Here is a 25,357-nt window from a genome sequence, read left to right as displayed (position 1 = left end):
CCGCCAGGCGCACCACAGGGCTTCCGAGGACATCGGTGAGCGACCCCGACCGGCCGGATCAGGAAACCGTGGCTCAGGACCGGGCGAGGAGCCCCGCCCTGGCGGTCACTCCTGGGCCTCCTCCTCGTTCTCGGTCTCCTGCTCTTCGATGCTGATCTCATGGCTCTCGTGGTTCTCCTCAATGGAGGAGCCCTGCGAGAACCCCAGGGTGCCGAGAGGAGTGTGCAGACCCCACTCATTCCGCCTGCTCTCGGAGTTCTCCTCTTGCGCTGCGGCGGGCGCGGCCACGCCGAGGAGCAGAGTGCAGCCGGCGGCTCCGGCTATGGCGGCGGCGATGATTCGCTTCACAACATTCCAATCACTAAGAGTAATGGGCAGTTGCAAAGAGTAGCATTTAGCAGGTCACAGCCCGTATCGCCGCGCCGCACGTCGCCCGCTGCCTCTCCTGAGCGCGGTCGGACAGGAGCCGGCCTTCGAACGCCCAGCCGCGACCCGGCCCTGCGACAGGGCTCCGCGGCCCGTCCGGAGCGGTGGGCAAAACGTGACTGACGCACGCCGGACCGGACGAGGCTCGGCCTCAGAGGCGGTCGGCGTCCTCCCCGGCACCGGGCGGGGTGCCGCCGGAACCGTTCCGCTCCTCGTCCTCATCCTCGTCGAACCCGCCGAAATCCGGGTCCTCGGCGTCGCTCCAGACCACGTCCTCGCCGATGTCGACGATCTCGACGCCCTCCAGCTCGGCCAGGCGCTCGTCGGCATCGGTCACGTTCTCCTGGTCAACCGCCGAGGCCCGCCCGAAGTACTCGCGCGCGTCCTTCTCCCGGCCCAGCTCCAGCAGCACGTCGGCGTAGGCGTAGAACAGCCGGGCCACCCACGGCCGCGCCCGTCGCTCCTTGAGCTCGGGCCCCTGCAGCTCCACCAGGGCGGCCCTGGGGTCTCCCAGGTCGCGGCGCGCCCCGGAGGCAACGATGCGCAACTCGATCTGGTCGGCGATGTCGAGCTTCCCGACCTCTTGGCTCCGGGCGATCTCCAACGCGCGCTCCGGACGGCCCAGGCCCCGTTCACAGTCGGCCATGATCGCAAGGTAGGCGTTGCGGCCGCTCATGCGCCGCGCGGCGCGCAGGTCCGACAGCGCCTCCTGCCACTTGCCGACCTTGTAGGCCGCGACGCCTGCCGCCTCGCGCACAGCGGCCACCCGCGACGCCTTGCGCCTGGCGTAGGCCGCGTGCTCGTAGGCACGCTCAGGGTCCTCGTCGAGCAGTTCACCGGCCACGACCAGGTGCCGGGCGACCACATCGGCCAGGGAGCGGGGCAACGTGCTGAGCTCGCCGCGGACCTCGGAGTCGAGCTGGCCCGGCATGACGTTCTCGGGCAACTGCGGAGCGACGTCGCGCGGGTCGCGCGGAGCATCGCTCCGATCGCGCTCTTCACGTCGAGGGCCTCGCGGGCCGTCGAAGCGGCCGCCGGAACGCCGCTCGCCGGAACGGAAGGGACGGTCGCCCCGGCCGCCGCCCCGGTTCGAACTCCCCCGGTAACCGCCGCGTTCGCCGCCGCGTCGGTCATCACCGTCACGTGAGGCGTCGCGAGAACGGGAACGGTCGTCACGACGGTAACCGGAGCGGTCATCACGACGCTCCGAACGCGAATCATCCCTCGACCAGCCACCACGGCCAGACCCACCCCGGTTCGAGCCGGCGCGGGAGCCACCACGCTCACCACCACGGCCGAAACCGGAGCGAGGACCATCGCCGCCCCTGCCGCCGGATCGGTGGCCTCCGTGGTCGCGGGCTCCGGAGCCGTCACGGCCCCCCGATCGGCTGTCGTCAGTCATGTCCCGTCCGTAAACATTCAAAAGCGCTGCCACTCATCCGTAGCAGCGCATGGTGATTCAAGATCCCTCTCACTTTACGGCATGTGGACTCCACGCACGTCAACGCGCATCCGCTCAGGACTCGCTCAGCGCCCGAACGCACGAGGGTCCACGCAGGTCGCGACCCACTCGCCTGCTGCCCACACGCCTCACGGCAGAGAGACACCTCTCAGATCATCAAGGAAGCCTTGACCCCGGGGGTTGTGAACCCCGGCCGCGGGAGGGATGGCGTGCGGGAGGGGCGATTTCCGTCTTCGGGCCTTCGACCGTGCAAGAGGACCACCCCACCACCGCGCACCCCACCCGCGGCCAAGACCCCCACCCCCCCCCGGAAAAGGGCGCAAAAAAAGGGGGGGGCGGGGCCGGCCAGACGATATCTGGCCAACCCCGCCCCCTCTGCAAGAAAATGCGGCGGCGTCCTACTCTCCCACCCCACACCATGGAGGCAGTACCATCGGCGCTGGGAGGCTTAACGACCGGGTTCGGAATGGGACCGGGTGTGACCCTCCCGCCATCACCACCGCAACCCTCACCCCCACACCCGAAAGCGCGGGGAAACCCAAGGACCACGCGGAAAAAAGCGCGAAACCATATGAAGAAATCAAACACGTGCGTGTCTCGTGTGTGCGTCTAGCATGCGCGAGCATCCAGTCATCTGCGGTGGACAAGCCCTCGGCCGATTAGTACCGGTCAGCTCCACACCTCGCAGTGCTTCCACACCCGGCCTATCAACCCAGTCGTCTACTGGAGGCCTTACCCACTCACGGTGGCAGGAGACCTCATCTCGAAGCAGGTTTCCCGCTTAGATGCTTTCAGCGGTTATCCCTCCCGAACGTAGCCAACCAGCCATGCCCCTGGCGGGACAACTGGCACACCAGAGGTTCGTCCGTCCCGGTCCTCTCGTACTAGGGACAGCCCTTCTCAAGTCTCCAACGCGCGCAGCGGATAGGGACCGAACTGTCTCACGACGTTCTAAACCCAGCTCGCGTGCCGCTTTAATGGGCGAACAGCCCAACCCTTGGGACCAACTCCAGCCCCAGGATGCGACGAGCCGACATCGAGGTGCCAAACCATCCCGTCGATATGGACTCTTGGGGAAGATCAGCCTGTTATCCCCGGGGTACCTTTTAGCCGTTGAGCGACACCGCTTCCACACGCCGGTGCCGGATCACTAGTCCCTGCTTTCGCACCTGCTCGACACGTCCGTCTCACAGTCAAGCTCCCTTGTGCACTTACACTCAACACCTGATTGCCAACCAGGCTGAGGGAACCTTTGGGCGCCTCCGTTACCCTTTAGGAGGCAACCGCCCCAGTTAAACTACCCACCAGACACTGTCCCCGAACCGGATCACGGTCCCAGGTTAGATGCCCGAAACAGTCAGAGTGGTATTTCACCAACGCCTCCACCCCCACTAGCGTGGCGGCTTCACCGGCTCCCACCTATCCTACACAAACCATCCCAAACACCAATGTCAAGCTATAGTGAAGGTCCCGGGGTCTTTCCGTCCTGCTGCGCGAAACGAGCATCTTTACTCGTAGTGCAATTTCACCGGGCCCATGGTTGAGACAGCGGGGAAGTCGTTACGCCATTCGTGCAGGTCGGAACTTACCCGACAAGGAATTTCGCTACCTTAGGATGGTTATAGTTACCACCGCCGTTTACCGGCGCTTAGATTCCCAGCGTCACCCGCCGAAACGGGCTGACCAGTCCTCTTAACGTTCCGGCACCGGGCAGGCGTCAGTCCGTATACCGCGTCTTACGACTTCGCACGGACCTGTGTTTTTAGTAAACAGTCGCTTCCCCCTGCTATCTGCGACCCCACCCAGCTCACACAGCACGTGTGCTCACCGGACAGGGCTCCCCTTCTCCCAAAGTTACGGGGACAATTTGCCGAGTTCCTTAACCATGGTTCACCCGAACGCCTCGGTCTACTCGACCTGACCACCTGCGTCGGTTTCGGGTACGGGCCGCCCACGCACTCGCTAGAGGCTTTTCTCGACAGCATGGGATCACTCACTTCGGCTCAACGCCTCGACATCACGCCTCACCCTCAACGGAGCACGGATTTGCCTGCACTCCGGGCTACACGCTTATCCCGGGACAACCACCGCCCGGTAGAGCTACCCTCCTGCGTCACCCCATCACTTACCTACTACCCCCTCAGGCCCCACGCCTCCACCGCCAGAAGCCCGAAGGCCACCAGCAGCTTCGGTGGTGGTTAGTCTCAGAGGCCCCGGTACGGGCGCACGTGAACGGGTACGGGAATATCAACCCGTTATCCATCGACTACGCCTGTCGGCCTCGCCTTAGGCCCCGACTCACCCTGGGCGGATTAACCTGCCCCAGGAACCCTTAGTCAATCGGCGCCGGCGTTTCCCACGCCGGTCTCGCTACTCATGCCTGCATTCTCACTCGCACACAATCCACCACACGGTCACCCCGCGGCTTCACCTCATGCACGACGCTCCCCTACCACACACACCCAACGGTGTGCATCCACAGCTTCGGCGGTGCACTTCAGCCCCGCTACATTATCGGCGCAGAACCACTTGACCAGTGAGCTATTACGCACTCTTTAAAGGATGGCTGCTTCTAAGCCAACCTCCTGGTTGTCTCAGCAACTCCACAACCTTTCCCACTTAGCACACGCTTAGGGGCCTTAGCTGATGATCTGGGCTGTTTCCCTCTCGACTACGAAGCTTATCCCCCGCAGTCTCACTGCCGCGCTAACTTCACCGGCATTCGGAGTTTAGCTGACCTCAGTAACCTTGTCGGGCCCATCAGCCAACCAGTCGCTCTACCTCCGGCAAGCAACACACGACGCTGCACCTAAATGCATTTCGGGGAGAACCAGCTATCACGGAGTTTGATTGGCCTTTCACCCCTACCCACACCTCATCCCCCAGGTTTTCAACCCTGGTGGGTTCGGGCCTCCACGAAGTCTTACCTCCGCTTCACCCTGGACATGGGTAGATCACCCCGCTTCGGGTCCACAGCATGCGACTCACACGCCCTCTTCAGACTCGCTTTCGCTACGGCTACCCCACCCGGGTTAACCTCGCCACACACCACGACTCGCAGGCTCATTCTTCAAAAGGCACGCCATCACCCCGAAAGGCTCTGACGGCTTGACAGCACACGGTTTCAGGTACTATTTCACAACCCCTCACCGGGGCACTTTTCACCTTTCCCTCACGGTACTCGTGCACTATCGGTCACCAGGACGTATTCAGGCTTGACAGGTGGTCCTGCCAGATTCACACGGAATTCCTCGAGCTCCGCGCTACTCGGGACCACACCAACGGCTAGACCGGGCCTTCACCTACGGGACTCTCACCCACTCCGGCGTCGCTTCCCAACGACTTCAGCTAACCCGACCATCACCGCGCCCAGCCGGCAGACTAGGCCAGATGCATCCCACAACCCCGCACACGCAACCCCTGCCGGGTCTCACACGCGCACGGTTTAGCCACCATCCCCTTTCGCTCACCACTACTCAGGGAATCACTATTGTCTTCTCTTCCTACGGGTACTGAGATGTTTCACTTCCCCGCGTCACCACCAACCACCCTATACATTCAGGCAGCGGCAACCTGCTATGAAACAGGCTAGGTTACCCCATTCGGAAACCCACGGATCAACGCCCGGTTGACAACTCCCCGTGGACTATCGCGGCCTCCCACGTCCTTCATCGGCGCCTGGTGCCAAGGCATCCACCGTATGCCACACTAACTTGGCCACCACAGATACAAGATGCTCGCGCACACTATCCACAAATCAAAACACACACCACACACCCGGCTAAAACAACCGGCAAACCCGAAACAACCCGGGACAACCAGCGTCTTCGCATGGGATGGCACCCGCGGAAAACAACCAGCGGTTGCTTCCTCAGACACCCAACAGCGCGCCCCCGGCCCTTCCAGACGACCAGGGGACTGCTCGTTCTCCTTCACGCCACCCCGACGACCTCCAGCAGAAACGCCAGAACATCGGGTCCACTCTCGAGTCCGTCAACCACGTCGGAAAAACGGCTGACTCTCACAGACTCCTTAGAAAGGAGGTGATCCAGCCGCACCTTCCGGTACGGCTACCTTGTTACGACTTCGTCCCAATCGCCAGCCCCACCTTCACGCACTCCCTCCCGCAAGGGGTTGGGCCACACGTTTCGGGTGTTGCCGACTTTCGTGACGTGACGGGCGGTGTGTACAAGGCCCGGGAACGTATTCACCGCGGCGTTGCTGATCCGCGATTACTAGCGACTCCACCTTCATGGGGTCGAGTTGCAGACCCCAATCCGAACTGAGACCGGCTTTAAGAGATTCGCTCCACCTCACGGCATCGCACGCCCTCTGTACCGGCCATTGTAGCATGTTTGCAGCCCAAGACATAAGGGGCATGATGACTTGACGTCATCCCCACCTTCCTCCGAGTTGACCCCGGCAGTCTCCCATGAGTCCCCACCACCACGTGCTGGCAACATGGAACAAGGGTTGCGCTCGTTGCGGGACTTAACCCAACATCTCACGACACGAGCTGACGACAGCCATGCACCACCTGTCACCCACCAACCAAATGACCCCGCATCTCTACGGGTACGTGGGCGATGTCAAACCTTGGTAAGGTTCTTCGCGTTGCGTCGAATTAAGCAACATGCTCCGCCGCTTGTGCGGGCCCCCGTCAATTCCTTTGAGTTTTAGCCTTGCGGCCGTACTCCCCAGGCGGGGCGCTTAATGCGTTAGCTACGGCACGGAGACCGTGGAAAGTCCCCACACCTAGCGCCCAACGTTTACGGCGTGGACTACCAGGGTATCTAATCCTGTTCGCTCCCCACGCTTTCGCTCCTCAGCGTCAGGTAAGGCCCAGAGACCCGCCTTCGCCACCGGTGTTCCTCCTGATATCTGCGCATTTCACCGCTACACCAGGAATTCCAGTCTCCCCTACCTACCTCAAGCCGGCCCGTATCCACTGCCCACCCGAAGTTAAGCCCCGGGCTTTCACAGCAGACGCGACCAGCCGCCTACGAGCTCTTTACGCCCAATAATTCCGGACAACGCTCGGACCCTACGTATTACCGCGGCTGCTGGCACGTAGTTAGCCGGTCCTTATTCCCCACCTACCGTCAACACCCGGAAAACCGGATGCCTGCGTGAGTGGTAAAAGAGGTTTACAACCCGAAGGCCGTCATCCCCCACGCGGCGTCGCTGCGTCAGGCTTCCGCCCATTGCGCAAGATTCCCCACTGCTGCCTCCCGCAGGAGTCTGGGCCGTGTCTCAGTCCCAGTGTGGCCGGTCGCCCTCTCAGGCCGGCTACCCGTCACCGCCTTGGTAGGCCATCACCCCACCAACAAGCTGATAGGCCGCGAGCCCATCCCCAACCGAAACAACTTTCCACACCGAGCCCATGCAGGCCGGCGTCGTATCCGGTATTAGACCCGGTTTCCCGGGCTTATCCCGAAGTCAGGGGCAGGTTACTCACGTGTTACTCACCCGTTCGCCGCTCGTGTACCCCGAAGGGCCTTACCGCTCGACTTGCATGTGTTAAGCACGCCGCCAGCGTTCGTCCTGAGCCAGGATCAAACTCTCCATCAAAGGCCAAACACCCCCCACCCCGACCAGGGCAGGAGGGAAACCTCGAAGAGAACAACCCCGACCAACCAACCCAACAAAAAGGGTCGGCCAATCAAAGGAACCCCACACCATCCAACGGACGATGCACGGGGCCAAAACAAACATGGCTATAAAGAAAAACAAACATCGCGCTGTTGAGTTCTCAAAAAACAACCGCTCATCCGACACAAGCCCGAAAGGCTCTTCTCAAGAGGCGGCGCTTCCGCTTTGTTGTGCTCTCCAATTTACCAGCGTTTCTCGGTCCCGCCAAATCGGCGCTTTCCGTGAAATCCGCTTGGTAACCACTCCGAATCTTCTCGGTGGAGGGCCGAGAAACAAGATTACCAGTGACCAGCGAGTGGTTTCACCGCTGATCTTCGGAAGGTGCTTCGCGGTTCGAGCCGGGGACCTTGCCGGTCGCCCATCGCCCCGCAGTGCGTAGATGAGTCTAGGGTCCGCGCACGGACGCGTCAAACCAGCCCCCGGCCCTGCGACGAGCGCCCAGGTCCGGGGCGAATCGACCTTGAAGCAGGTCGCGACGCTCCGAGCTCGCACGGGCCTCACATCAGGCCCGCACGGTACGTCAGGCTTGTTTGTTGCAAGGGTCTTCCTCCCCCTTGCTCCAAAGGGCTAAACACGCCTCTTCGAAAAAATGTTCCGGCCCGGCGGGTGACGACTCCCTGCGTCTGCCTACGTCGCGCTCCGCCGGGAACGGGAGGCGCCCGTCCCGGCACGGGCCCGGACGGGCACTCTCGTCGCGGCGCTCCTGCGAGCGGGGCGGCCGCTACTCCACGACCACGCCGCCGATGTTGCGCTTGCCGCGCCGCAGGACCAGGTAGCGCCCGTGCAGCAGGTCCTCGGGGGATACCCGCGCGTCGACGTCGCCGAGCTTGGTGTTGTTGAGGTAGGCCCCGCCCTCCTGGATCGCGCGGCGGGCTGCCGACTTGCTCGGCACCAGACCGGTCTCGGCGAACAGGTCGACCACCGAGGGGAGGTCGCCGACCGGGCCGGCGACCCGGGCGTTGGGCACCTCCGCCAGGGCGGCGCCGAGCGTCGCCCCGTCCAGGCCGACGAGCTCGCCCTGTCCGAACAGCGCCCTGCTGGCCTCGATCACGTCGCGGCACGCCTGTTCGCCGTGCACCAGGGTGGTGAGCTCCTCGGCCAGCGCGCGCTGGGCGGCGCGGGCGGCGGGGCGCTCGGCGATCTGGCGCTCCAGCTCCTCGATCTCCTCGCGGGAACGGAAGCTGAAGACCCGCAGGTAGCGGGCGACGTCGCGGTCGTCGGCGTTGAACCAGAACTGGTAGAAGGCGTACGGGCTGGTCAGCTCGGTGTCCAGCCAGACCGTGCCGGTCTCGGTCTTGCCGAACTTGGTGCCGTCGCTCTTGGTGAGCAGGTTGGTGGTCAGGCAGTGCGCCGGGCCGTGCGGTTCGTTGCCGTCCATCCGGCGGATCAGATCCAGGCCCGCGGTGATGTTGCCCCACTGGTCGCTGCCGCCGATCTGCAGCGTGCAGCCGTAGCGGCGGTAGAGCTCGACGTAGTCGTAGGACTGCAGCAGCACGTAGCTGAACTCGGTGTAGCTCATGCCCGCGCCGTCCAGCCGGCTCTTCACGGTCTCCCTGGCGAGCATCTGGTTGACGCTGAAGTGCTTGCCGACGTCGCGCAGCATCTCGATCGCGCTCATGGCGCCGAGCCAGTCGGCGTTGTTGTCCAGGACGGCGTCCGTGGGGTTCGCGACCTCCCCCTCGGGGGTGAAGCGCAGGAACGCCGAAAGCTGCCGTCCCAGGGTTGCGACCCAGCCCTCGATGGTCTCCACCGAGTTGAGGGATCGCTCCGCGCTGGGCTTGGGGTCGCCGATGAGGCCGGTGCCGCCGCCGACGAGCGCGATGGGCCGGTGCCCCGCCCGCTGGAACCGGGCCAGCGTCAGGACCTGGGTGAGGTGCCCGACGTGCAGGCTCCCCGCCGTCGGGTCGAAACCGCAATAGAGGGTGACCGGGCCATCGGCGAGTGCCTTGCGGAGTTCGTCAAGGTCGGTGGTCTGCGCGAGGAGGCCGCGCCATTCGAGTTCGTCGATGATGTCGGTCACTGTGGTCTTTCCGTATGGCTAGGTGACTTCGGGGCCGGACGGCCGAGCCGCCCCGCCGGACGCCACCTACGGTATCGGGTCGCCTCCCGCGCCGTCGCGTTCGTTCTATTCGCTCGCCTTCCTTGACACCATTGGCTAATGGTCCTAGCTTTTCGGCTATGGAGCTTAACAAGCAGGACGGCGAACACACCACCACGCGGTTCCTGGACCGCCCCCAGGGGCGCATCGCCTACGAGACGCACGGGGCGGCCGGCGGCGGCCCGCTCGTCGTCTGCGCACCGGGCATGGGCGTCCTGCGCAGCACCTACCGCCACCTCGCGCCGGCGCTGGCCTCGGCCGGATTCCGGGTCGCGGCCATGGACCTGCGCGGGCACGGCGACAGCGACACGACGTTCGACTCCTACGACGACATCGCCGCGGCCACCGACATGCTTGCGCTGGCCGAGAAGCTGGGCGCCGACGGGCCCGTCCTGCTGGCCGGCCACTCCATGAGCGCCGGCGCCGCGGCGTGGGCGGCCGCGGAGCGCCCCGACCTGGTGGCCGGGATCGTGATGCTCGGTCCGTTCGCGCGCCAACCGGCAACGGGCGCGTTCGGCCGGCTCGCCATGCGGACGCTGCTGGCCCGGCCGTGGGGCCCGGCCGCCTGGTCCGCGTTCCTCACCAGACTGCACGCCGGCCGGCTCCCCGAGGACTTCGCCGAGGAGCGCGCACGCATCAGCGCCGCGCTGCGCCGTCCGGGCGCATGGCGGTCGTTCGTCCGCACGACCGGCACCTCGCACGCGCCGGTCGAGGCGCGCGTGGCCGACGTCACCGCACCGGCCCTGGTGGTGATGGGCGAGCTCGACCCCGACTTCGGCGATCCCAAGGCCGAGGCGGAGTGGATCGCGCAGCGGCTGCACGGCACGGTGGTCATGGTCCCCGAGGCCGGCCACTACCCGCAGACCCAGCGGCCCGATCTGGTCTGCTCCGCCGTCACCGCGTTCGCCGCGGAGGTCCGCGATGCCTAGGGCCGGGCTGACGCCCGCGACCGTCGCGGAGGAGGCGGCGCGCCTCTGCGACGAGAACGGCTACGGGCGGCTCTCGCTCGCGGCCGTGGCCAAGCGGCTGGGCGTCGCGGTCCCGAGCCTCTACAAGCACGTGAACGGGTTGGAGGGACTGCGGCGCGACGTGGCGGTCCTGAGCGCACGCGAGTTCGGCGAGGTGCTGGGGCGCGCCGCGATGGGGCGTTCGGAGGCCGACGCGGTGCGCACCCTCGCCGCCGCCTACCGCTCTTACGCGCGGACCCGCCCCGGACGGTACGCGGCGGTCCAGCGGGCCCCCGATCCCGTCGACGACGAGGCGATCGCGGCGTCGAACTCGGTTCTTGAGGTGATCCTCGCGGTGTTCCGCGGGTTCGACCTCCCGGAGGAGGCACTGATCGACGCGGTCCGGGTGTTCCGCAGCGCCGTGCACGGATTCGTGGACCTGGAGGCCCGGGGCGGGTTCGGGCTGCCCCAGTCCACGGACCACACCTATGAGGTCCTCGTCGACGGGCTCATCACGGCCCTGCGGAATTGGCCCCGGCCCTCTGCGGGCGCGGGCGGAGAGGCGAGCTGACGCCGACGGGTGCGCATTGGAGTGGCCGGAATCACCGCGGCGCGGCGGCTCTCGCTGCCCATGGGGCGCCGCGGGACCGCCCCGGGCCGGACGCGGGCGCTGCTGCACAGCGGGGGCGTCGGCGCATTCCCGGCCGGGGTCCTCTTCGACCTGCTCGGCGGCTGAGCGTCCGAGCCTCTGCGGCCCGAACGGAGGTGTGCAGGGGTGGGCGGACCACATTCGGCCGCACTTCGTCACGTGTTGTTCACGGACCGCTATTGCCACGGTGGCCGACGGGGGTGAGTCTGTCCAGTGTCACAGGAAGGCACCCGCTCTGCTCTGGAGACGCACATGGACGCCATCACCTCCGCCCGGCGCACCGCCGGCCTGGCCGCGGCCGCGGTCGCGGCCCTCCTGCTCGTTCTCGGACCGGCCTCCCCCGCTTCGGCGGACCCGCCCCCGCCGCCCGGCCTGTCGGAGGCCCGTGCTCAGCTCGCCGGCCTGACCGTGGAGACGGAGGGGTCGTCCTCCGACTACGACCGCTCGCTCTTCCCGCACTGGTCGGCGGTCGAGGGCAATTGCAACGCGCGCGAGTACGTGCTGCGGCGCGACGGCGACGACGTGCGGGTCGGCAACGACTGCTACCCCACCTCCGGCAGTTGGACCAGCCCGTTCGACGGCGCGACCACGAGCGTTCCCTCCGAGGTCAGCATCGACCACATGGTGGCGCTCAAGGAGGCGTGGGACTCCGGCGCCGACACGTGGTCGACGAGCCGGCGCGAGCGCTTCGCCAACGACGTCTCGACCCCGCAGCTGTGGGCGGTGAGCGCCTCCAGCAACAGCTCCAAGGGCGACGACGACCCGGCCGAGTGGATGCCGCCGCGGACCGCCGTCCACTGCGCCTACGCGAAGAGCTGGATCAACGTCAAGCACGCGTGGGGCCTGAGCGTGGACTCCGCGGAGAAGGGCGCGCTGGAGGAGCTGCTCGGCACCGCCTGCTGAGCCGTCCGGCCGGGGTCGGCGCCCCGAAGGGTGGACCCCGGCCGTTCCGCTGCCGCCCGCCCGATCCGGACCGGCGCCGTTGTCAGTCCGCCAGCACCGTCGCGACCAGGTGCTCGGCGATGGCGAGGGAAGAGGTCGCGGCCGGCGAGGGGGCGTTGCGGACCAGGGTGATCCGGCCGTGGGCGTCGACGGCGAAATCGTCGAGGAGCCGGCCGTCACGGGCCAGGGCCTGGGCGCGCACCCCCGCCGGAGCCGGGCGCAGATCGGCGGGCCGGACCTCGGGGACGAGCTTGCGGGCCTCGTGGGCGAAGACGGCGCGCGAGGCCGAGACCGCCATCTCGCGGGCGCCCATCGTCCAGTGCCGGCGCGCCAGGTGCCAGAAGCCCGGCCAGGTCAAGGTGTCGGCGAGGTCGCGCGGCAGCACGTCGCGGATGCGGTAGCCCTCGCGGGCGGTGGCCAGGATCGCGTTGGGGCCGGCCATCACCTCGCCGTGCACGTGCCGGGTGAGGTGGACGCCCAGGAACGGGTAGCGGGGGTCGGGCACCGGGTAGACCAGGCCGCGGATGAGGTGGCGGCGCTCGGGGACCAGTTCGTGGTACTGGCCGCGGAAGGGGACGATGCGCGGGTCGCTCGGGGCGCCGGCGAGCCGGGCCAGGCGGTCGCCGTGCAGGCCGCCGCAGACGATGAGCGCGTCGAACCTGTGCCGCACGCGTTCGCCGCGGGGATCGCCGGTCAGGACGTCGACCCCGTCGCCGTTCTGGCGCAGCGCGATGACCGGCGTCGAAAGGCGGACGGAGCCTCCGGCCGCGCGGACGTCGGCGGCGAGGGCCTCGGTGACCGCCGCGTAGTCGGTGACGGCGGTACTCGGCGAGTGCAGACCGGCGACGCCCCGCACGTGCGGCTCCAGTTCGCGCAGGCCCTCGGGGCCGAGCCGGCGCACGCCGGGGACGCCGTTGGCCCGGGCCGTGCGTTCGATCGCGTCCAGGCGCGCGGCGTCGTCGGCGTCGCGCGCCACGAGGACCTTGCCGACCTCCTGGTAGGGCAGTCCGTGCTCGGCGCAGTAGTCGCGCAGGAGTCCCACGCCGCGCCGGCACAGCGTGGCCTTCAGCGACCCCGGCCGGTAGTACAGGCCGGCGTGCACCACTCCGCTGTTGTGCCCGGTCTGGTGCGCGGCGACGCGGTCCTCCTTCTCCAGCACGGTGACCCCGGTCCCGGGTCGCTCCATGGTGATCCGCCGCGCCAGGGCGAGCCCCACGATCCCCGCGCCGACGATGCCGATGTGCCCGCCGCTCATCAGTCCCCTTTCCGTCCCCTTCTGCCACCGCCGCCGTCAGCAGCGTCCGGATCAGGTCTACCACCACGCGGCCGCCGGTCCTGACGGCGTGCGGGAGGCGACCCGGGGCTCGCGCCCCGAAGGAGTCCCAGGGCGGGTGCCTCACAGTGCGCGCAGGCCGTCGAGGACGGCCTGCAGGATGGCGGCGGACTCGCCGGGGCAGGGGTCCGGGGATTCGGAGGTGCGCAGGGCCGCGTCGGCGATCATGTCGGCGACCAGGAGCTTGACCGCGCTCAGCGGCAGCTCCAGGTATCCCGACAGTTCGGCGATGGAGCGCGGGCGCCCGCACAGGCGCAGGATCGTCTCGCGCTCGGGGGTGAGCCCGTCCCGCTCGGTGGGGGTGCGGGTGGCGACCACGATGCTGACCAGGTCCAATGCCTTGGCGTCGGCGGTGGCTCCTGCGACGGCGAAGGGCCGGACGAGCCGGCCGGGGTCGCCGCATCCCGTTCTACTGCTCATGAGCGCGCCCCACGGTCCGTCCCAGCCGGCGAAGGAGTTCCAGGCCGCCGTCGTCCTGCCGGGGCACGGTCTCGCGCACCGGCCCGGGCTCCGCAGCGGGCGGGGCCGCGCTCTCCAGCAGCGCGTCGGGCAGGACCGCGACCGCGCGGGTCCCGCCGTAGGGGGACGGGCACAGCCGGACCCGGACGCCGTGGCGCGCGGCCAGCCGCGCCACCACGAACAGCCCCAGCCGGGGTTCCTCGGTCAGGGCCATGACGTCGAACTCCGGCGGGTGCGCGAGGGTCCGGTTGGCCTCGGCGTAGGCGTCGCCGGTCATTCCCAGGCCGCGGTCCTCCACGTCGACGGCGAGGCCGTTGGGCACCCGGCCGCTGTTGACGTCGACGTGGGAGTCGGCCGGTGAGAACTGGGCGGCGTTCTCCACCAGTTCGGCGATCAGGTGCACCACGTCGGCCACGGCGAACCCCTGCACCCGGACTTTGGGCGCCGACCTCAACCGCACGCGCTCGTAGTCCTCGGTCTCCGAGATCGCCCCGCGCAACACGTCCACCAGCGGCATCGGCTCGCGCCATCGGCGGGCCGCCCCCGCGCCGCCGAGGATGATCAGGTTGTCGGCGTAGCGCCGCCCCCGGGTGACCAGGTGGTCCAGGCGGAAGAGCGCGCGCAGGGCGCGCGGGTCCTCCTCCTTGCCCTCGATCTCGTCCAGCATCCGGAGTTGGCGCTGTACGAGGGTCTGGTTGCGGTAGGCGATGCCGAGGAAGACCCGGTTGGCGCCCTCACGGATCTCGGCCTGCTTGACGGCCGCGCCCACCGCGGTGCGCTGGGCGGTGTTGAACGCGTCGGCCACCTGCCCGATCTCGTCGTCGCCGTGCCGCAGGGACGGCAGCTCCGCCGCGACGTCGACCCGCCGCCCGCGCTGCGCTCGGGACACGATGGCGGGCAGCCTGGTGTCGGAGACCTCCAGGGTTTCGGTCCGCAGCCTGCGCAGGCGCTCGGTCAGCCGCCGCGAGGAGCGCAGCGCGATGACGATGGCGGTGATGCCGGTGGCCAGGGTGAGCAGGCATCCGAAGACGTTGAGCGCGATGGCGTGCAGCGCCGCGGCCCACGCCGTTTCGTTGGAGGCCCGGATCTGGGCGAGGACGAGGTCGTTGAACAGCGGCGCGGAGGCCGCCATGGCCTCGTCCCACTCCCGCGCTTCGACGGGGACGTCGCCGTTCCACCCTCCGGCCTCGGGGTCGTCGGATCCGCCGACCGGTTCGCGGGTGACGACGCTCCTGCTGAGCCGCTCGGCCGCGGTCCAGGCCGGTGTGCCCAGCATCGCCTCGTGGCGGTCGCGCGCCTCGGGGGCCATGCCGGGCCCGGCGTCGGCGAGGGCGTCGCGGTAGGAGGCGGTGAGGTAGGTGAAGTGGGCGGTCTCCTCATAGGACATCTCGCCCTCGGCGATCACCCCCGCCAGCAGCGCGTCGGCCTGGGAGTACTCGTCGCGGGCGCGCATGAGATCCAGCGCCAGGGCGCCCTGGGAGAGCCCCTCGTGGTCGGCGAGCTCGACGACGATGGCGTCGGAGATCAGGTGGATGCCCGCGACGAACTCCGAGTAGCGGTGCAGCGCCGAGGCCCGGTCGAGGGACCGGTCGTCGACCTCGGAGCGCAGCCCGCCCAGGCTCTTCCAGTCGTCGAAGAAGTCCCTCGTGGCGTCGCGGGTGGCGTCGCCGCCTCGGGTGAGCAACCTGGATGCCTGCTCGTACCGCGCGGCGAAGGCGTCGTCGGTGCGCGTGCGCTGGCGCTCCAGCTCGGCCGTTGCCCTGGCCGTCGGATCGCCGAGGTAGACCTGGGTGAGTCTGCGCTCCTCGCGCAGCTCGACGGCGATGGCGCCGAAGCCGGCCACGCCGTCGCGTCCGTTGAGCACGGACAGGGTCAGGCCGACCGCGTGGGCGCTGCCCGCCGCGGTCATGATCGCCCACAGCAGCAGGAAGCTGATGCTGGGGATCAGGACGATGCGGGTGAGCTGTCTGCGAATCGTGGATTTCGCGGTCCGTCCGCGTGTTGTGCCCATGGCGCCTCCCCCTACGGCCGGGTGCGTGGCGCGTGAACGAGAGATCACCACACGGGCACGGCCCGGTGAACGCCACTTCACCTCACGGGAACAGGACGCTATCGGAAACTGTCGCTGTGCGTCGCGGCTTCGTCACAATTAGTTGCCGAGGGGTGCGGGGGCGGACACGCGAACGCCTCCGCTGCCGCGGTGACGGAGCGGGACGGGCGGTCCCGAGCCGTCACAACGGCGGCGGAGGCGCGAAGGGTGCGGCTCCCGAGCCGGCCGGATCAGTTCTCCGGGCGGTGCCGGGAGCCGACGGGGGCCGGGAGGTCCTCCAGCGTGGGCGATTCCTCGATCCCGAGCGAGTTGAGGATCTCGGCGTAGCGCAGGGCGACGATCTTGGCCAGCGTGCCGGTGGCGCCGAGCGGGGCGCTGACGCGGGCCCCGAACCGGCCGGCCAGTGCGGCGAGGTCGGCACCGGAGACCTCGCCGCCGAGGATGCTCGGGGCGATCACCGGCCGCGCGCAGCCGGCGGCCTCGATCTGGCCGAAGACCTCGCTCAGGCTCGCCGGGTCGTCCAGCGCCGCGGGCAGCACGGTGACGCCGAGGCGGGCGGCGAGCAGCACCGCGGTGACACCGGCGACGTTGACCGACTCGGCCCCGCCCACGCAGCCCACGACGACGCCGTCGGCCATACCGGTCCCCATCGCCGCGACGCTGATCAGCCGCATGCGGTCGGCCCGCACGAACCCGGCCTCGGCCAGGCGCAGGTGCAGCGCCTCGGCCAGCATCGGGTGCGGTCCGAGGCCCTCGGTGACGCGGACGTCGGCGCCCGTGGCCGCCACGGCGGCGTGGACCGCCTCCAGTGTGGGCGGGTGCGCGTCGGCGACCAGGGGGACCACGACGGCGCGGACGGCGCGTCCCTCCTGGGGCTCCAGGTCGGCGAGGGCTTCGGTGAGACCGGCCTCCTCTCCCTCGGTGTAGCCGAACCTGATGGTGACCTCGGGGCGGTGGGTCCGGACGAGGTCGGCCATCCGGCGGCCGAGCGAGCCGGTCCCTTCTTCGGCGCCCGCCTCGGCGGCTTCTCGCGCGTCCGCGTCGGCGCTGCCGGGAACGGCGAGCACGAGCGTGGGCGTGCCGACCCAGCTGTCGAAGGACAGCGGATCGCGGTGCCGACCGGAGCGGCGCCGGGGCAGGCCGCGGGGAGGAAGTCTGTCCGGATTCTGCGTAGTGTCAGGATTCACGGAAAAATGCTAACGACTCGGGAGTAATGATCTTGCCTCGGTCGATCTTCACCAGTGAAGATCGCACCTCGGTAACGGACCATCTCGTGGGCGGGAAAACGTGGACGGAGCAGGCGGCGGAAGGGCGTTTCAGCCGGTGACCGCCGGACTGCGGCGGCGCATGACGTGCTCGACGAGGGTGAGCAGCACCTCCTTGCTCGACTCCCGCCGCCGGGCGTCGGACAGCACGACGGGCACGTCGGGGGCGAGGTCGACGGCCTCGCGGATCTCCTGCTCGGTGTAGCGGTCGGCTCCTTCGAAGCAGTTCACCGCCACGACGAACGGGATGTCGCGGTGTTCGAAGAAGTCGATGGAGGGGAAGCAGGTGTCGAGCCGCCGGGTGTCGGCGAGCACGACGGAGCCGAGCGCCCCGTGGGCGAGCTCGTCCCACATGAACCAGAACCGGCCCTGGCCGGGGGTGCCGAAGAGGTAGAGCACCACCGCGTCGTTGACGGTGATGCGGCCGAAGTCCAGGGCGACCGTGGTGGTCGTCTTCTCCTCGACCCCTTCGAGGTCGTCGACGCCGAGGCTGGCCTCGGTCATGACCTCCTCGGTGCTCAACGGGGTGATCTCGCTGACCGAGCCCACCATCGTGGTCTTGCCCGCGCCGAACCCGCCCGCGATCAGGATCTTGACCGCCAGCGGGATCGTCTCGGGGTCCTGCCGGGCCTCAGAGTCTACGGATGCCATCGAGTACCGCCTGAAGTACGTTCATCTGGGGGAGTTCGGCCGCGGGCAGCGGCGCGCGGGCGAGCACGTCGCCCTTGCTGATGAGGTCGCTCAGCAGCACCTTGACCACCGTCAGCGGGATGTCCAGGTGGGCGGAGATCTCCGCCACGGAGACCGGCCGCCGGCACAGGTCCAGGATCGAGGCGTGCTCGGGTTCCAGGGCGACCTGGTCGACGTGCCGGCGCGTCGCGACGACGACGCTGATCATGTCGAGTCCGGTGTCGACCGGGCGGGTGCGCCCCCCTGTCATCGTGTAGGGCCGGACCAGCGGGCCGGCCGCGGCGTCGAGGTAGGAGAAGCCCTGGTCCCGCGCCGCCTTCGGCGGGACCGGCGGGGCCGGGTCCACCGGCGCGGCGGAGGTGTCGCGCGCCCGCGGGTCGCGGCGGACGCGCGCACCGCGGGACGGGTCGCGCGGCGGCCCGTCCCCGGCCCCGGGGTGATCGCCCGTGTCCCTCATGATCCCGATGAGCCCGATGTCGTCGCGGACTCGGGGAAGCGCGGCGAGGAGCTGAGGAACTGCCCGACCCGCTTGATCCGCATGTTCATCTCGTAGGCGACGAGGCCGACATCGGCGTCCTCGGAGGCCAGCACCGCCAGGCAGGCGCCCTCGCCCGCCGCGGTGACGAACAGGTAGGCGTACTCCATCTCGACCACCGTCTGCCGGACGGCGCCGCCGCCGAACTGCCGACCGGTGCCGCGGGCCAGGCTCTGGAACGCCGAGGCCACCGCGGACAGGTGCTCGGCGTCCTCGGTGGACAGGTTGCGGGACCGGCCGATGAGGAGGCCATCGGCGGACAGCACGATGGCGCGATCGGCGCCGACGACGCGATCGATCAGGTCGTCGAGCAGCCAGTTCAGGTCGCCTGCAGCGTTGCTCATCTCCACCATCATTCACTCTCTTCGGTGTGGTCGCCCGGCATGAGGTCGGCGGTCGGCCGCTCCGCTGCGGAGCGCACGTCGCCGTGCTCCGCCGCGGCCGTGCCGGACGCCTGGTCAGCGGTCGGGTCGACGTCGGCCTCCCGCCCGCGCCGCGTTCCGCTCTGGAACGCGTTCATCATCCGGCGGACCTCCTCGGGCGAGCGAGTGGACTCCGACTCCGCGTCCGCCTCGGCGGCCGAATCGTTGCGCAGTTGCGGTGCCAGACTGGCCTGCCGCCGGCGCTTGGGCAGCGCCGGGCGGCCGGGCGACTCCGCGGGCGCGCCGCCCCGGTCGGCCGGCCGCCGGGCGGGCAGCGGCGGGCGGCTGCCGTCGCCGGTGGCCGGTTCGGCCGCCGGGCCGGCTCCGTCGGGAGAGGTCTCGGCGCCGTTGTGGCGGCCGTTGGGGGAGGCGGGGACCTCCGGCCGGGCGTGCTGGCCGATCGGGCCGGTGACGTCGGAGCGGTTCGGTCGGCCCGGCTCCCGGCCGGGCGGTGCCAGGAGATCGCCGGCGGCGTCGGGGTCGGCGTCGGGCCCGGCGGACGCACGCGGCACGGGCGCCGCCGCGGGGGCCGTGCGGGGAGGCCCGGGTACCGGTGCGTCCCCGGACACGATCAGCTCGGCGGGGATGAGGATGATGGCGCGCGTACCGCCGTAGGGGGAGCTGCACAGCTCGACGTTGATGTCGTGCTTGGCCGCCAGCCGCGCCACGACGAACAGGCCGAGCCTGGCGTCCTCGTTGAGGGCCATGACGTCGAACTCCGGCGCCGCGGACAGCGTCCGGTTGGAGCCGGCGTAGTCCTCGTCGCTCATGCCCAGGCCGCGGTCCTCGATCTCCACCACCACGCCCTTGGGCACGATCTCGCTGTGGATGTGCACCTTGGTGTGCGGCGGGGAGAACGCCGTGGCGTTCTCGACGAGCTCGGCCACCAGGTGGATGATGTCGGCGACGACGGCGCCGCGCAGCGACAGGTTCGGCACGATCCGCAGCTTGACCCGCGCGTACTCCTCGGTCTCGGAGATGGCTCCGCGCAGGATGTCCACCAGCGGGATCGGATTGCGCCAGCGCCGACCGGGCTGGGCTCCGCCGAGGATGATCAGGTTCTCGGCGTTGCGGCGGCCGCGGGTGGCCAGGTGGTCCAGTTGGAAGAGGTCCTCCAGGAGGTCGGGGTCCTCCTCCTCGCGCTCGACCCGGTCCAGCAGCTGGAGCTGGCGCTGCACCAGGGACTGGTTCCGGTGGGCGATGCCGAGGAAGACCCGGTTGGCGCCCTCGCGGATCTCGGCCTGCTTGACGGCCGCGCCCACCGCGGTGCGCTGGGCGGTGTTGAACGCGTCGGCCACCTGCCCGACCTCGTCGTCGCCGTAGTCGAGCTGGTGCATCTCGGCCTCGACGTTGATCGGGTCGCCGCGCTCCAGGCGTCGGACGATCTTGGGCAGGTCCTCCCTCGCCAGGTTGAGCGCGTCCTGGCGCAGCCGGGCGAGGCGGCCGGTGAGCCGGTTGGCGGACTTGGAGGCGACGCCGTAGGCGAGGGTTCCGGCGAAGAGGGCGAGGATGCTGCCGCCGATGGCGATCGAGAGCGCCCGGTCGCCGGCGGCGTCGGTGACGGCGACGCCGGCCCTGGCCTGCTCGCCGGCCAGCGTGATGAGGCCGGTGTTGACCGCGTCGGCGGCCTCGCGCCAGTCGTTCACGGCCGCGGGCGGCTCCAGGGAGGTCTGCTCCTCCCCGGTGACGGGGTCGACGGCGACGGTGACCTCGCGCTCGGCGACCGCGTCGGCGATGCGGTTCATCTCCCGCCATTCCGGGCCCTCCAGCAGCGCGGAGCGGGCGGCGGCGACCTCGTCGTCCAGGGTCTGGCCGTTGGCGTCGAGACCGCGCCGCGCCGCGTCGACGAGACCGGCGAAGTCGATCTGCTGCGCCGAGGTGAGCTCATCGGCCGCGATCGCCCCGGAGAGCAGCGCGTCGGCCCGGGAGAAGAGGTCCTGGGCGCGCAGCAGTTCCAGGGCGGTGGCGCTCTCGGCGACGGCCGGGCCGTCCTGCAGCCGCCGTCCGCCGGCGTCGTAGAGCTGGAAGCCGAGGTCGACGATCTCGCTGTAGCGCTCCAGGGCCGCGGGGCGGTCGACCTCCCCGGCCATCACCTCTTCGCGCAGGCCCGAGCGGCCGTTGAGCGCGGTGCGGAGGTCGGCGGTCCGGTCCTGGATCTCGGCCTCGTCCCCGCTGTCGGGGGTGAGGGCGTCCTCGACCGCGCGCACCGCCTCGTCGGTGGCCGCGGTCTGCTCGCGCAGCAGCCGCAGGGACCGGTCGGAGGGGTCGCCCAGGTACTGCACCGCCTGGCGGCGCTCCGCCTGCACCTCCACCATCACCTGGTGGATGCCGACACCGCTCTCCCCCTCGGCCGCGGCGTCGCGCAGCGAGAAGGCCTGCAGCAGCGTGGCCCCGCTCAGTACCGCGAACAGCAGCAGGAACGTGATGCTGGGGATCAGCACGGTCCTGTTGAGCTGCGACCTGATGCTGCGGACGGTACCGCCCGACTGGCCCATTGAGCTCCTCCCACGGCTGGGCATGCGGACACCGACCGAAATCGGGGCGGATCTTCGGCCAGGGACGAGAAGGGGACGGGGAGCAGCGGCTCCCCACCGGGGCGCGCTCGAAAGAACCCGCGTCCACTCCCCCGCTCGGCACGGGGGCGCCCCTCACGTTCCGCCAGGGAGCGCCCACCCATGGTGCCCACAGCATCTGGACGCTACAGCATTGACGGGCATTTTGACGCGGGTTTGCCGAAATCCGCGGGCCAAGCATCCCGATATGCACCCTTTGTCGGCAACAGCGGAGCATGATCCGGTATGCGACTGATATGCCGCGGCACGTTCTCCGGACCGGCCGACCCCGCCGTCAGCGCCCCGCTGCCTCCGGAGCGGCGCCGAAGCGCTCCCGGTGCTCCTCGACCGCCGCACGCAGCCGCTCCAACTGCTCCCTGACCCTCGCGGGGGCCGTGCCGCCCTTGCCCGCGCGCGAGTCCAGCGATCCGGCGACCGTGAGCACCTCGCGGACCTCGGGGGTCAGGTGCGGCGAGATCGCGGCGAAGTCGGCGTCGGCGAGCTCGGGCAGGTCGATCCCGCGCTCCTCGCACGCCCGCACGCACGCGCCGGCCAGCTCGTGGGCTTCGCGGAACGGCACGCGCCGGCGGACCAGCCACTCGGCGATGTCGGTGGCCAGCGAGAAGCCCTGCGGGGCCAGCTCGGCCATGCGCTCCCGGTTGAACGCGAGCGTGGCGACCATCCCGGTGAACGCGGGCAGCAGCAGCCGGAGGGTGTCGACGGCGTCGAACACCGGCTCCTTGTCCTCCTGCAGGTCCCGGTTGTAGGCGAGCGGCAGCCCCTTGAGCGTGGTGAGCAGGCCGGCCAGGTCGCCCACGAGCCGGCCGGACTTGCCGCGGGCCAGCTCGGCGATGTCGGGGTTCTTCTTCTGCGGCATGATCGACGATCCGGTCGCGAACGCGTCGTCGAGGGTGACGAAGGAGAACTCCTTGGTGGACCACAGGATGATCTCCTCGGCGAACCGGGAGAGGTCCACGCCGATCATGGCGGCGACGAAGCCGAACTCCGCGACGACGTCACGGGCGGCGGTGCCGTCGATGGAGTTCTCCACCGACGTCGAGAAACCCAGGTCGGCGGCGACGGCCCCGGGGTCCAGGCCCAGCGAGGAGCCGGCGAGCGCGCCGGAGCCGTAGGCCGAGGCGTCGGCGCGCCGGTCCCAGTCGCGCAGCCGCTCCACGTCCCGGACCAGCGGCCAGGCGTGCGCCATCAGGTGGTGGGCGAGCAGGACCGGCTGGGCGTGCTGCAGGTGGGTGCGGCCCGGCATGGCGACGTCGATGTTGGCGTGCGCCTGCTCGGCCAGCGCGGCCACCAGGTCCAGGACCTCATCGGCGATGGCGCGCGCCTGCTCCCGCAGGTACATGCGCACGAGCGTGGCGATCTGGTCGTTGCGGGAGCGCCCGGCGCGCAGCCGCCCGCCCAGCTCCGGCCCGACGCGCTCGATGAACCCGCGCTCCAGGGCCGTGTGCACGTCCTCGTCCTCGAGCACCGGCGTGAACGCGCCGGAGGCCACGTCGGCCTCCAGGCGGTCCAGCCCTGCCAGCATCCGGTCGAGCTCCTCGGAGTCGAGCAGGCCCGCGGAGTGCAGGACGCGGGCGTGGGCCCGGGAGCCGGCGATGTCGTGGCGGGCCAGCCGCCAGTCGAAGTGGGTGCTCAGGGAGAGCCGGGCCAGCGCCTCGGAGGGACCGCCGGCGAACCGGCCGCCCCACAGCCGGGTGACCTGGGTGTCTGGCTCGTTGGCCACGGGAAGGGTTCCTTGTCTGTCTTCGACTCGTTCGCGCGCGCCGCCCCGCGGGCGCCGCGGGAGGGCCGCGCGCCCGCCGGACGGGCGGGCGCGCGGCCGCGGGTTCGGGCGGCCGGGTCTCAGCCCAGCTTCTGGTCGCGCAGGCTGGCGATCTTGGCCGGCATGCTCCACACGTCGATGAAGCCCCGGGCCAGGCTCTGGTCGTACCTGTCGCCGGTGTCGTAGGTGGCGAGCTCGTAGTCGTAGAGCGAGGCCTCGCTGCGCCGGCCGGTGGCCACGGCCCGGCCCCCGTGCAGCACCATCCGGACGTCGCCGGAGACGTGCTGGTTGGCCTCGGTGACGAAGCCGTCGAGGGCCTTCTTCAGCGGCGAGAACCACAGGCCGTCGTAGACGAGTTCGCCCCAGCGCTGGTCCACGCCCCGCTTGAACCGGGCGAGCTCCCGCTCGACGGTGACGTTCTCCAGCTCCTGGTGCGCGGCGATGAGCGCGATCGCGCCGGGGGCCTCGTAGACCTCGCGGCTCTTGATGCCGACGAGCCGGTCCTCGACCATGTCGATCCGGCCGACGCCCTGGGCCCCCGCCCTCCGGTTCATCTCCTCGATGATCTGCAGCGGGGTGAGCTCCTTGCCGTCGATCGCGGTGGGCACGCCCGCGGTGAAGGTGATGACGAGCTCGTCGGCCTCCCGCGGCTCGGCCGGGTTCTCGGTGTAGGAGTAGACGTCCTCGATCGGGCCGTTCCAGATGTCCTCCAGGAAGCCCGTCTCCACGGCCCGGCCGAACAGGTTCTGGTCGATGGAGTAAGGCGACTTCTTGCTGACGTCGATCGGCAGGCCCTTCTCCTCGGCGAAGGCGATGGCCTTGTCCCGGGTCATGCCCGAGTCGCGGACCGGCGCGAGGACCTTCAGCTCGGGGAAGAGCGCGGCCAGGCCGGCCTCGAAGCGGACCTGGTCGTTGCCCTTGCCGGTGCAGCCGTGGGAGACCATGGTCGCGTTGTGGTAGCGGGCGGCGTCGGCCAGGTGCTTGACGATCAGCGGCCGCGACAGCGCCGAAACCAGCGGGTAGCGGTCCATGTAGAGGGCGTTGGCCTGCAGCGCGGGGACGCAGTACTCCGTGGCGAACTCGTCCTTGGCGTCGGCCACGACGGCCTCGACGGCACCGCAGTCCAGCGCCCGCTGGCGGATGACGTCGAGGTCCTCGCCGCCCTGGCCGCAGTCGATGGCCACGGCCACGACCTCGGCGCCGGTCTCCTCGGCGATCCAGCCGATGGCGACGGAGGTGTCCAGGCCCCCGGAGTATGCGAGTACGACCCGTTCGGTCATGGTGTTCTCCTCGTGAGATGAGTGCTGTGTGCGCCCGGCGGGTCCCGGTGGACGGGTCGGGCCGTGTCTTTCTCGTTGTCGGTTCGCCGGACCTGCTCCCGCCTCCCCGCGGCGGGTCCCCTCGCGCGGCGGCGCGTGACCGGCCGCGGTGTTCAGGGGCGCCGGTCGGCCAGCCGCAGCAGCGCCGATGCCAGCTCCTCGCCGCCCTGGGGGTCGCGGGCGATCACCAGGATGGTGTCGTCGCCCGCGATGGTGCCCAGGATGGCGTGGACGTCGGTGTGGTCGATCGCCGAGGCCAGGTACTGGGCCGCCCCCGGAGGGGTGCGGACGATGACCATGTTGGCCGACGCTTCAGCGGAGACCAGCAGGTCCTCGGCGAGACGACTCATGCGTGCGTTGGTCACGTGCTCCAGATCCAGGGTGTCGGGGCGCGCCCGCTGGAGGCGCTCACCGCCTTCCCCGGGCAGGACGTAGACGAGGCTGCCGTCGACGGTGCGCAGCTTGACCGCCCCCAGTTCGTCCAGGTCGCGCGAGAGCGTGGCCTGGGTGACCTGGACCCCGGAGTCGGCGAGCAGCTTGGCCAGCTCACTCTGGGAGCGGACGTCGTTCTTCGTCAGCACCTCGGTGATGCGGGCGTGGCGCGCGGTCTTGGTCAGGGCGACGGGGACCGCGGTGCCGTCGTCGGCCGGTGCCGGCCGCTCCCCGTCTCCACCGGGCGGCGCGGGGTCCTCCTGGGCCCCGGTCCGGTGCAGATCGGTGGAACGGCCGGTCATCGTCGCCCGTCCTCTCTGCGCGAGGGGCCGAGAAGGCCGGCC

18 protein-coding genes and 3 rRNA genes are annotated in these 25,357 nt (G+C 69.7%); 4 read left to right on the top strand and 17 right to left on the bottom strand.

The window, feature by feature from the left end; translation table 11 throughout:
* Positions 1 to 105: 105 nt before the first annotated feature.
* The 6 genes from HDA32_RS08445 to tyrS all read right to left on the bottom strand — a co-directional run bounded on the left by HDA32_RS08445 (position 106) and on the right by tyrS (position 9,560).
* The gene (locus HDA32_RS08445; protein WP_179642659.1) at positions 106 to 348 is read right to left on the bottom strand and encodes a hypothetical protein; all 243 of its coding nucleotides are present in this window, start codon (positions 346 to 348) and stop codon (positions 106 to 108) included.
* A 229-nt stretch (positions 349 to 577) separates the two neighbouring features.
* Complete coding sequence (locus tag HDA32_RS08440; RefSeq protein ID WP_246334265.1) at positions 578 to 1,372, bottom strand: tetratricopeptide repeat protein; 795 nt, start codon at positions 1,370 to 1,372, stop codon at positions 578 to 580.
* A gap of 901 nt (positions 1,373 to 2,273) precedes the next feature.
* Positions 2,274 to 2,392: ribosomal RNA gene (gene rrf / locus HDA32_RS08435) — 5S ribosomal RNA — on the bottom strand.
* Between the two features lie 134 nt (positions 2,393 to 2,526).
* Positions 2,527 to 5,608 (bottom strand): 23S ribosomal RNA (locus HDA32_RS08430).
* Between the two features lie 316 nt (positions 5,609 to 5,924).
* Positions 5,925 to 7,459 (bottom strand): 16S ribosomal RNA (locus tag HDA32_RS08425).
* The 16S, 23S and 5S rRNA genes sit together here, the layout of an rRNA operon.
* Positions 7,460 to 8,261: 802 nt before the next feature.
* Positions 8,262 to 9,560 (bottom strand): tyrosine--tRNA ligase, encoded by a 1,299-nt coding sequence (tyrS, locus tag HDA32_RS08420; protein WP_179642658.1) that lies wholly within the window; start codon positions 9,558 to 9,560, stop codon positions 8,262 to 8,264.
* Positions 9,561 to 9,718: 158 nt separating this feature from the next.
* Between tyrS and HDA32_RS08415 the strand changes: the two genes are divergently transcribed.
* The 4 genes from HDA32_RS08415 (at position 9,719) to HDA32_RS08400 (ending at position 12,137) form a co-directional block, all read left to right on the top strand.
* On the top strand, positions 9,719 to 10,567 hold the full coding sequence (locus tag HDA32_RS08415) for an alpha/beta fold hydrolase (RefSeq protein ID WP_179642657.1): 849 nt from the start codon (positions 9,719 to 9,721) through the stop codon (positions 10,565 to 10,567).
* Entirely contained in the window at positions 10,560 to 11,156 is a 597-nt protein-coding gene (locus HDA32_RS08410) for a TetR/AcrR family transcriptional regulator (protein ID WP_179642656.1), read from the top strand. The genes HDA32_RS08415 and HDA32_RS08410 overlap by 8 nt, the downstream gene beginning before the upstream one ends.
* A gap of 21 nt (positions 11,157 to 11,177) precedes the next feature.
* The gene (locus HDA32_RS08405) at positions 11,178 to 11,321 is read left to right on the top strand and encodes a hypothetical protein (protein ID WP_179642655.1); all 144 of its coding nucleotides are present in this window, start codon (positions 11,178 to 11,180) and stop codon (positions 11,319 to 11,321) included.
* A 165-nt stretch (positions 11,322 to 11,486) separates the two neighbouring features.
* Positions 11,487 to 12,137: an HNH endonuclease family protein gene (locus tag HDA32_RS08400; protein ID WP_179642654.1), complete on the top strand. Its 651-nt coding sequence runs from the start codon at positions 11,487 to 11,489 to the stop codon at positions 12,135 to 12,137.
* 82 nt (positions 12,138 to 12,219) lie between these two features.
* Here the strand turns inward: HDA32_RS08400 and lhgD are convergent, their stop codons facing one another.
* The 11 genes from lhgD to HDA32_RS08345 all read right to left on the bottom strand — a co-directional run bounded on the left by lhgD (position 12,220) and on the right by HDA32_RS08345 (position 25,315).
* The gene (lhgD, locus tag HDA32_RS08395) at positions 12,220 to 13,434 is read right to left on the bottom strand and encodes an L-2-hydroxyglutarate dehydrogenase (RefSeq protein ID WP_179646556.1); all 1,215 of its coding nucleotides are present in this window, start codon (positions 13,432 to 13,434) and stop codon (positions 12,220 to 12,222) included.
* Between the two features lie 138 nt (positions 13,435 to 13,572).
* A complete protein-coding gene (locus HDA32_RS08390) occupies positions 13,573 to 13,929 on the bottom strand; it encodes a DUF742 domain-containing protein (RefSeq protein ID WP_179642653.1) in 357 nt (118 codons plus the stop codon).
* Positions 13,919 to 15,979 (bottom strand): sensor histidine kinase, encoded by a 2,061-nt coding sequence (locus HDA32_RS08385; protein WP_246334264.1) that lies wholly within the window; start codon positions 15,977 to 15,979, stop codon positions 13,919 to 13,921. The genes HDA32_RS08390 and HDA32_RS08385 overlap by 11 nt, the downstream gene beginning before the upstream one ends.
* Before the next feature lie 269 nt (positions 15,980 to 16,248).
* The gene (locus HDA32_RS08380) at positions 16,249 to 17,205 is read right to left on the bottom strand and encodes a sirohydrochlorin chelatase (protein ID WP_179642652.1); all 957 of its coding nucleotides are present in this window, start codon (positions 17,203 to 17,205) and stop codon (positions 16,249 to 16,251) included.
* A gap of 129 nt (positions 17,206 to 17,334) precedes the next feature.
* Positions 17,335 to 17,934, bottom strand: coding sequence for a GTP-binding protein (locus HDA32_RS08375; RefSeq protein ID WP_179642651.1), 600 nt, complete (start codon positions 17,932 to 17,934; stop codon positions 17,335 to 17,337).
* A complete protein-coding gene (locus HDA32_RS08370; RefSeq protein WP_179642650.1) occupies positions 17,915 to 18,430 on the bottom strand; it encodes a DUF742 domain-containing protein in 516 nt (171 codons plus the stop codon). Before HDA32_RS08370 ends, HDA32_RS08375 begins: the two co-directional genes overlap by 20 nt.
* A complete protein-coding gene (locus HDA32_RS08365; protein WP_179646554.1) occupies positions 18,427 to 18,861 on the bottom strand; it encodes a roadblock/LC7 domain-containing protein in 435 nt (144 codons plus the stop codon). The genes HDA32_RS08370 and HDA32_RS08365 overlap by 4 nt, the downstream gene beginning before the upstream one ends.
* Positions 18,861 to 21,425: a sensor histidine kinase gene (locus HDA32_RS08360; RefSeq protein WP_179642649.1), complete on the bottom strand. Its 2,565-nt coding sequence runs from the start codon at positions 21,423 to 21,425 to the stop codon at positions 18,861 to 18,863. Before HDA32_RS08360 ends, HDA32_RS08365 begins: the two co-directional genes overlap by 1 nt.
* 352 nt (positions 21,426 to 21,777) lie before the next feature.
* On the bottom strand, positions 21,778 to 23,223 hold the full coding sequence (argH, locus tag HDA32_RS08355) for an argininosuccinate lyase (RefSeq protein ID WP_179642648.1): 1,446 nt from the start codon (positions 23,221 to 23,223) through the stop codon (positions 21,778 to 21,780).
* A gap of 119 nt (positions 23,224 to 23,342) precedes the next feature.
* On the bottom strand, positions 23,343 to 24,542 hold the full coding sequence (locus tag HDA32_RS08350; RefSeq protein ID WP_179642647.1) for an argininosuccinate synthase: 1,200 nt from the start codon (positions 24,540 to 24,542) through the stop codon (positions 23,343 to 23,345).
* Positions 24,543 to 24,694: 152 nt separating this feature from the next.
* Positions 24,695 to 25,315, bottom strand: a complete 621-nt coding sequence (locus HDA32_RS08345) for an arginine repressor (RefSeq protein ID WP_179642646.1) — start codon at positions 25,313 to 25,315, stop codon at positions 24,695 to 24,697.
* Between the last annotated feature and the right edge of the window lie 42 nt (positions 25,316 to 25,357).

It is taken from the genome of Spinactinospora alkalitolerans, from assembly GCF_013408795.1.
In the GTDB taxonomy this organism is placed as follows: Bacteria; Actinomycetota; Actinomycetes; order Streptosporangiales; family Streptosporangiaceae; genus Spinactinospora; species Spinactinospora alkalitolerans.
Note: the sequence above shows the minus strand (reverse complement) of the source record. Positions and strands in the feature narration are given on the sequence as shown.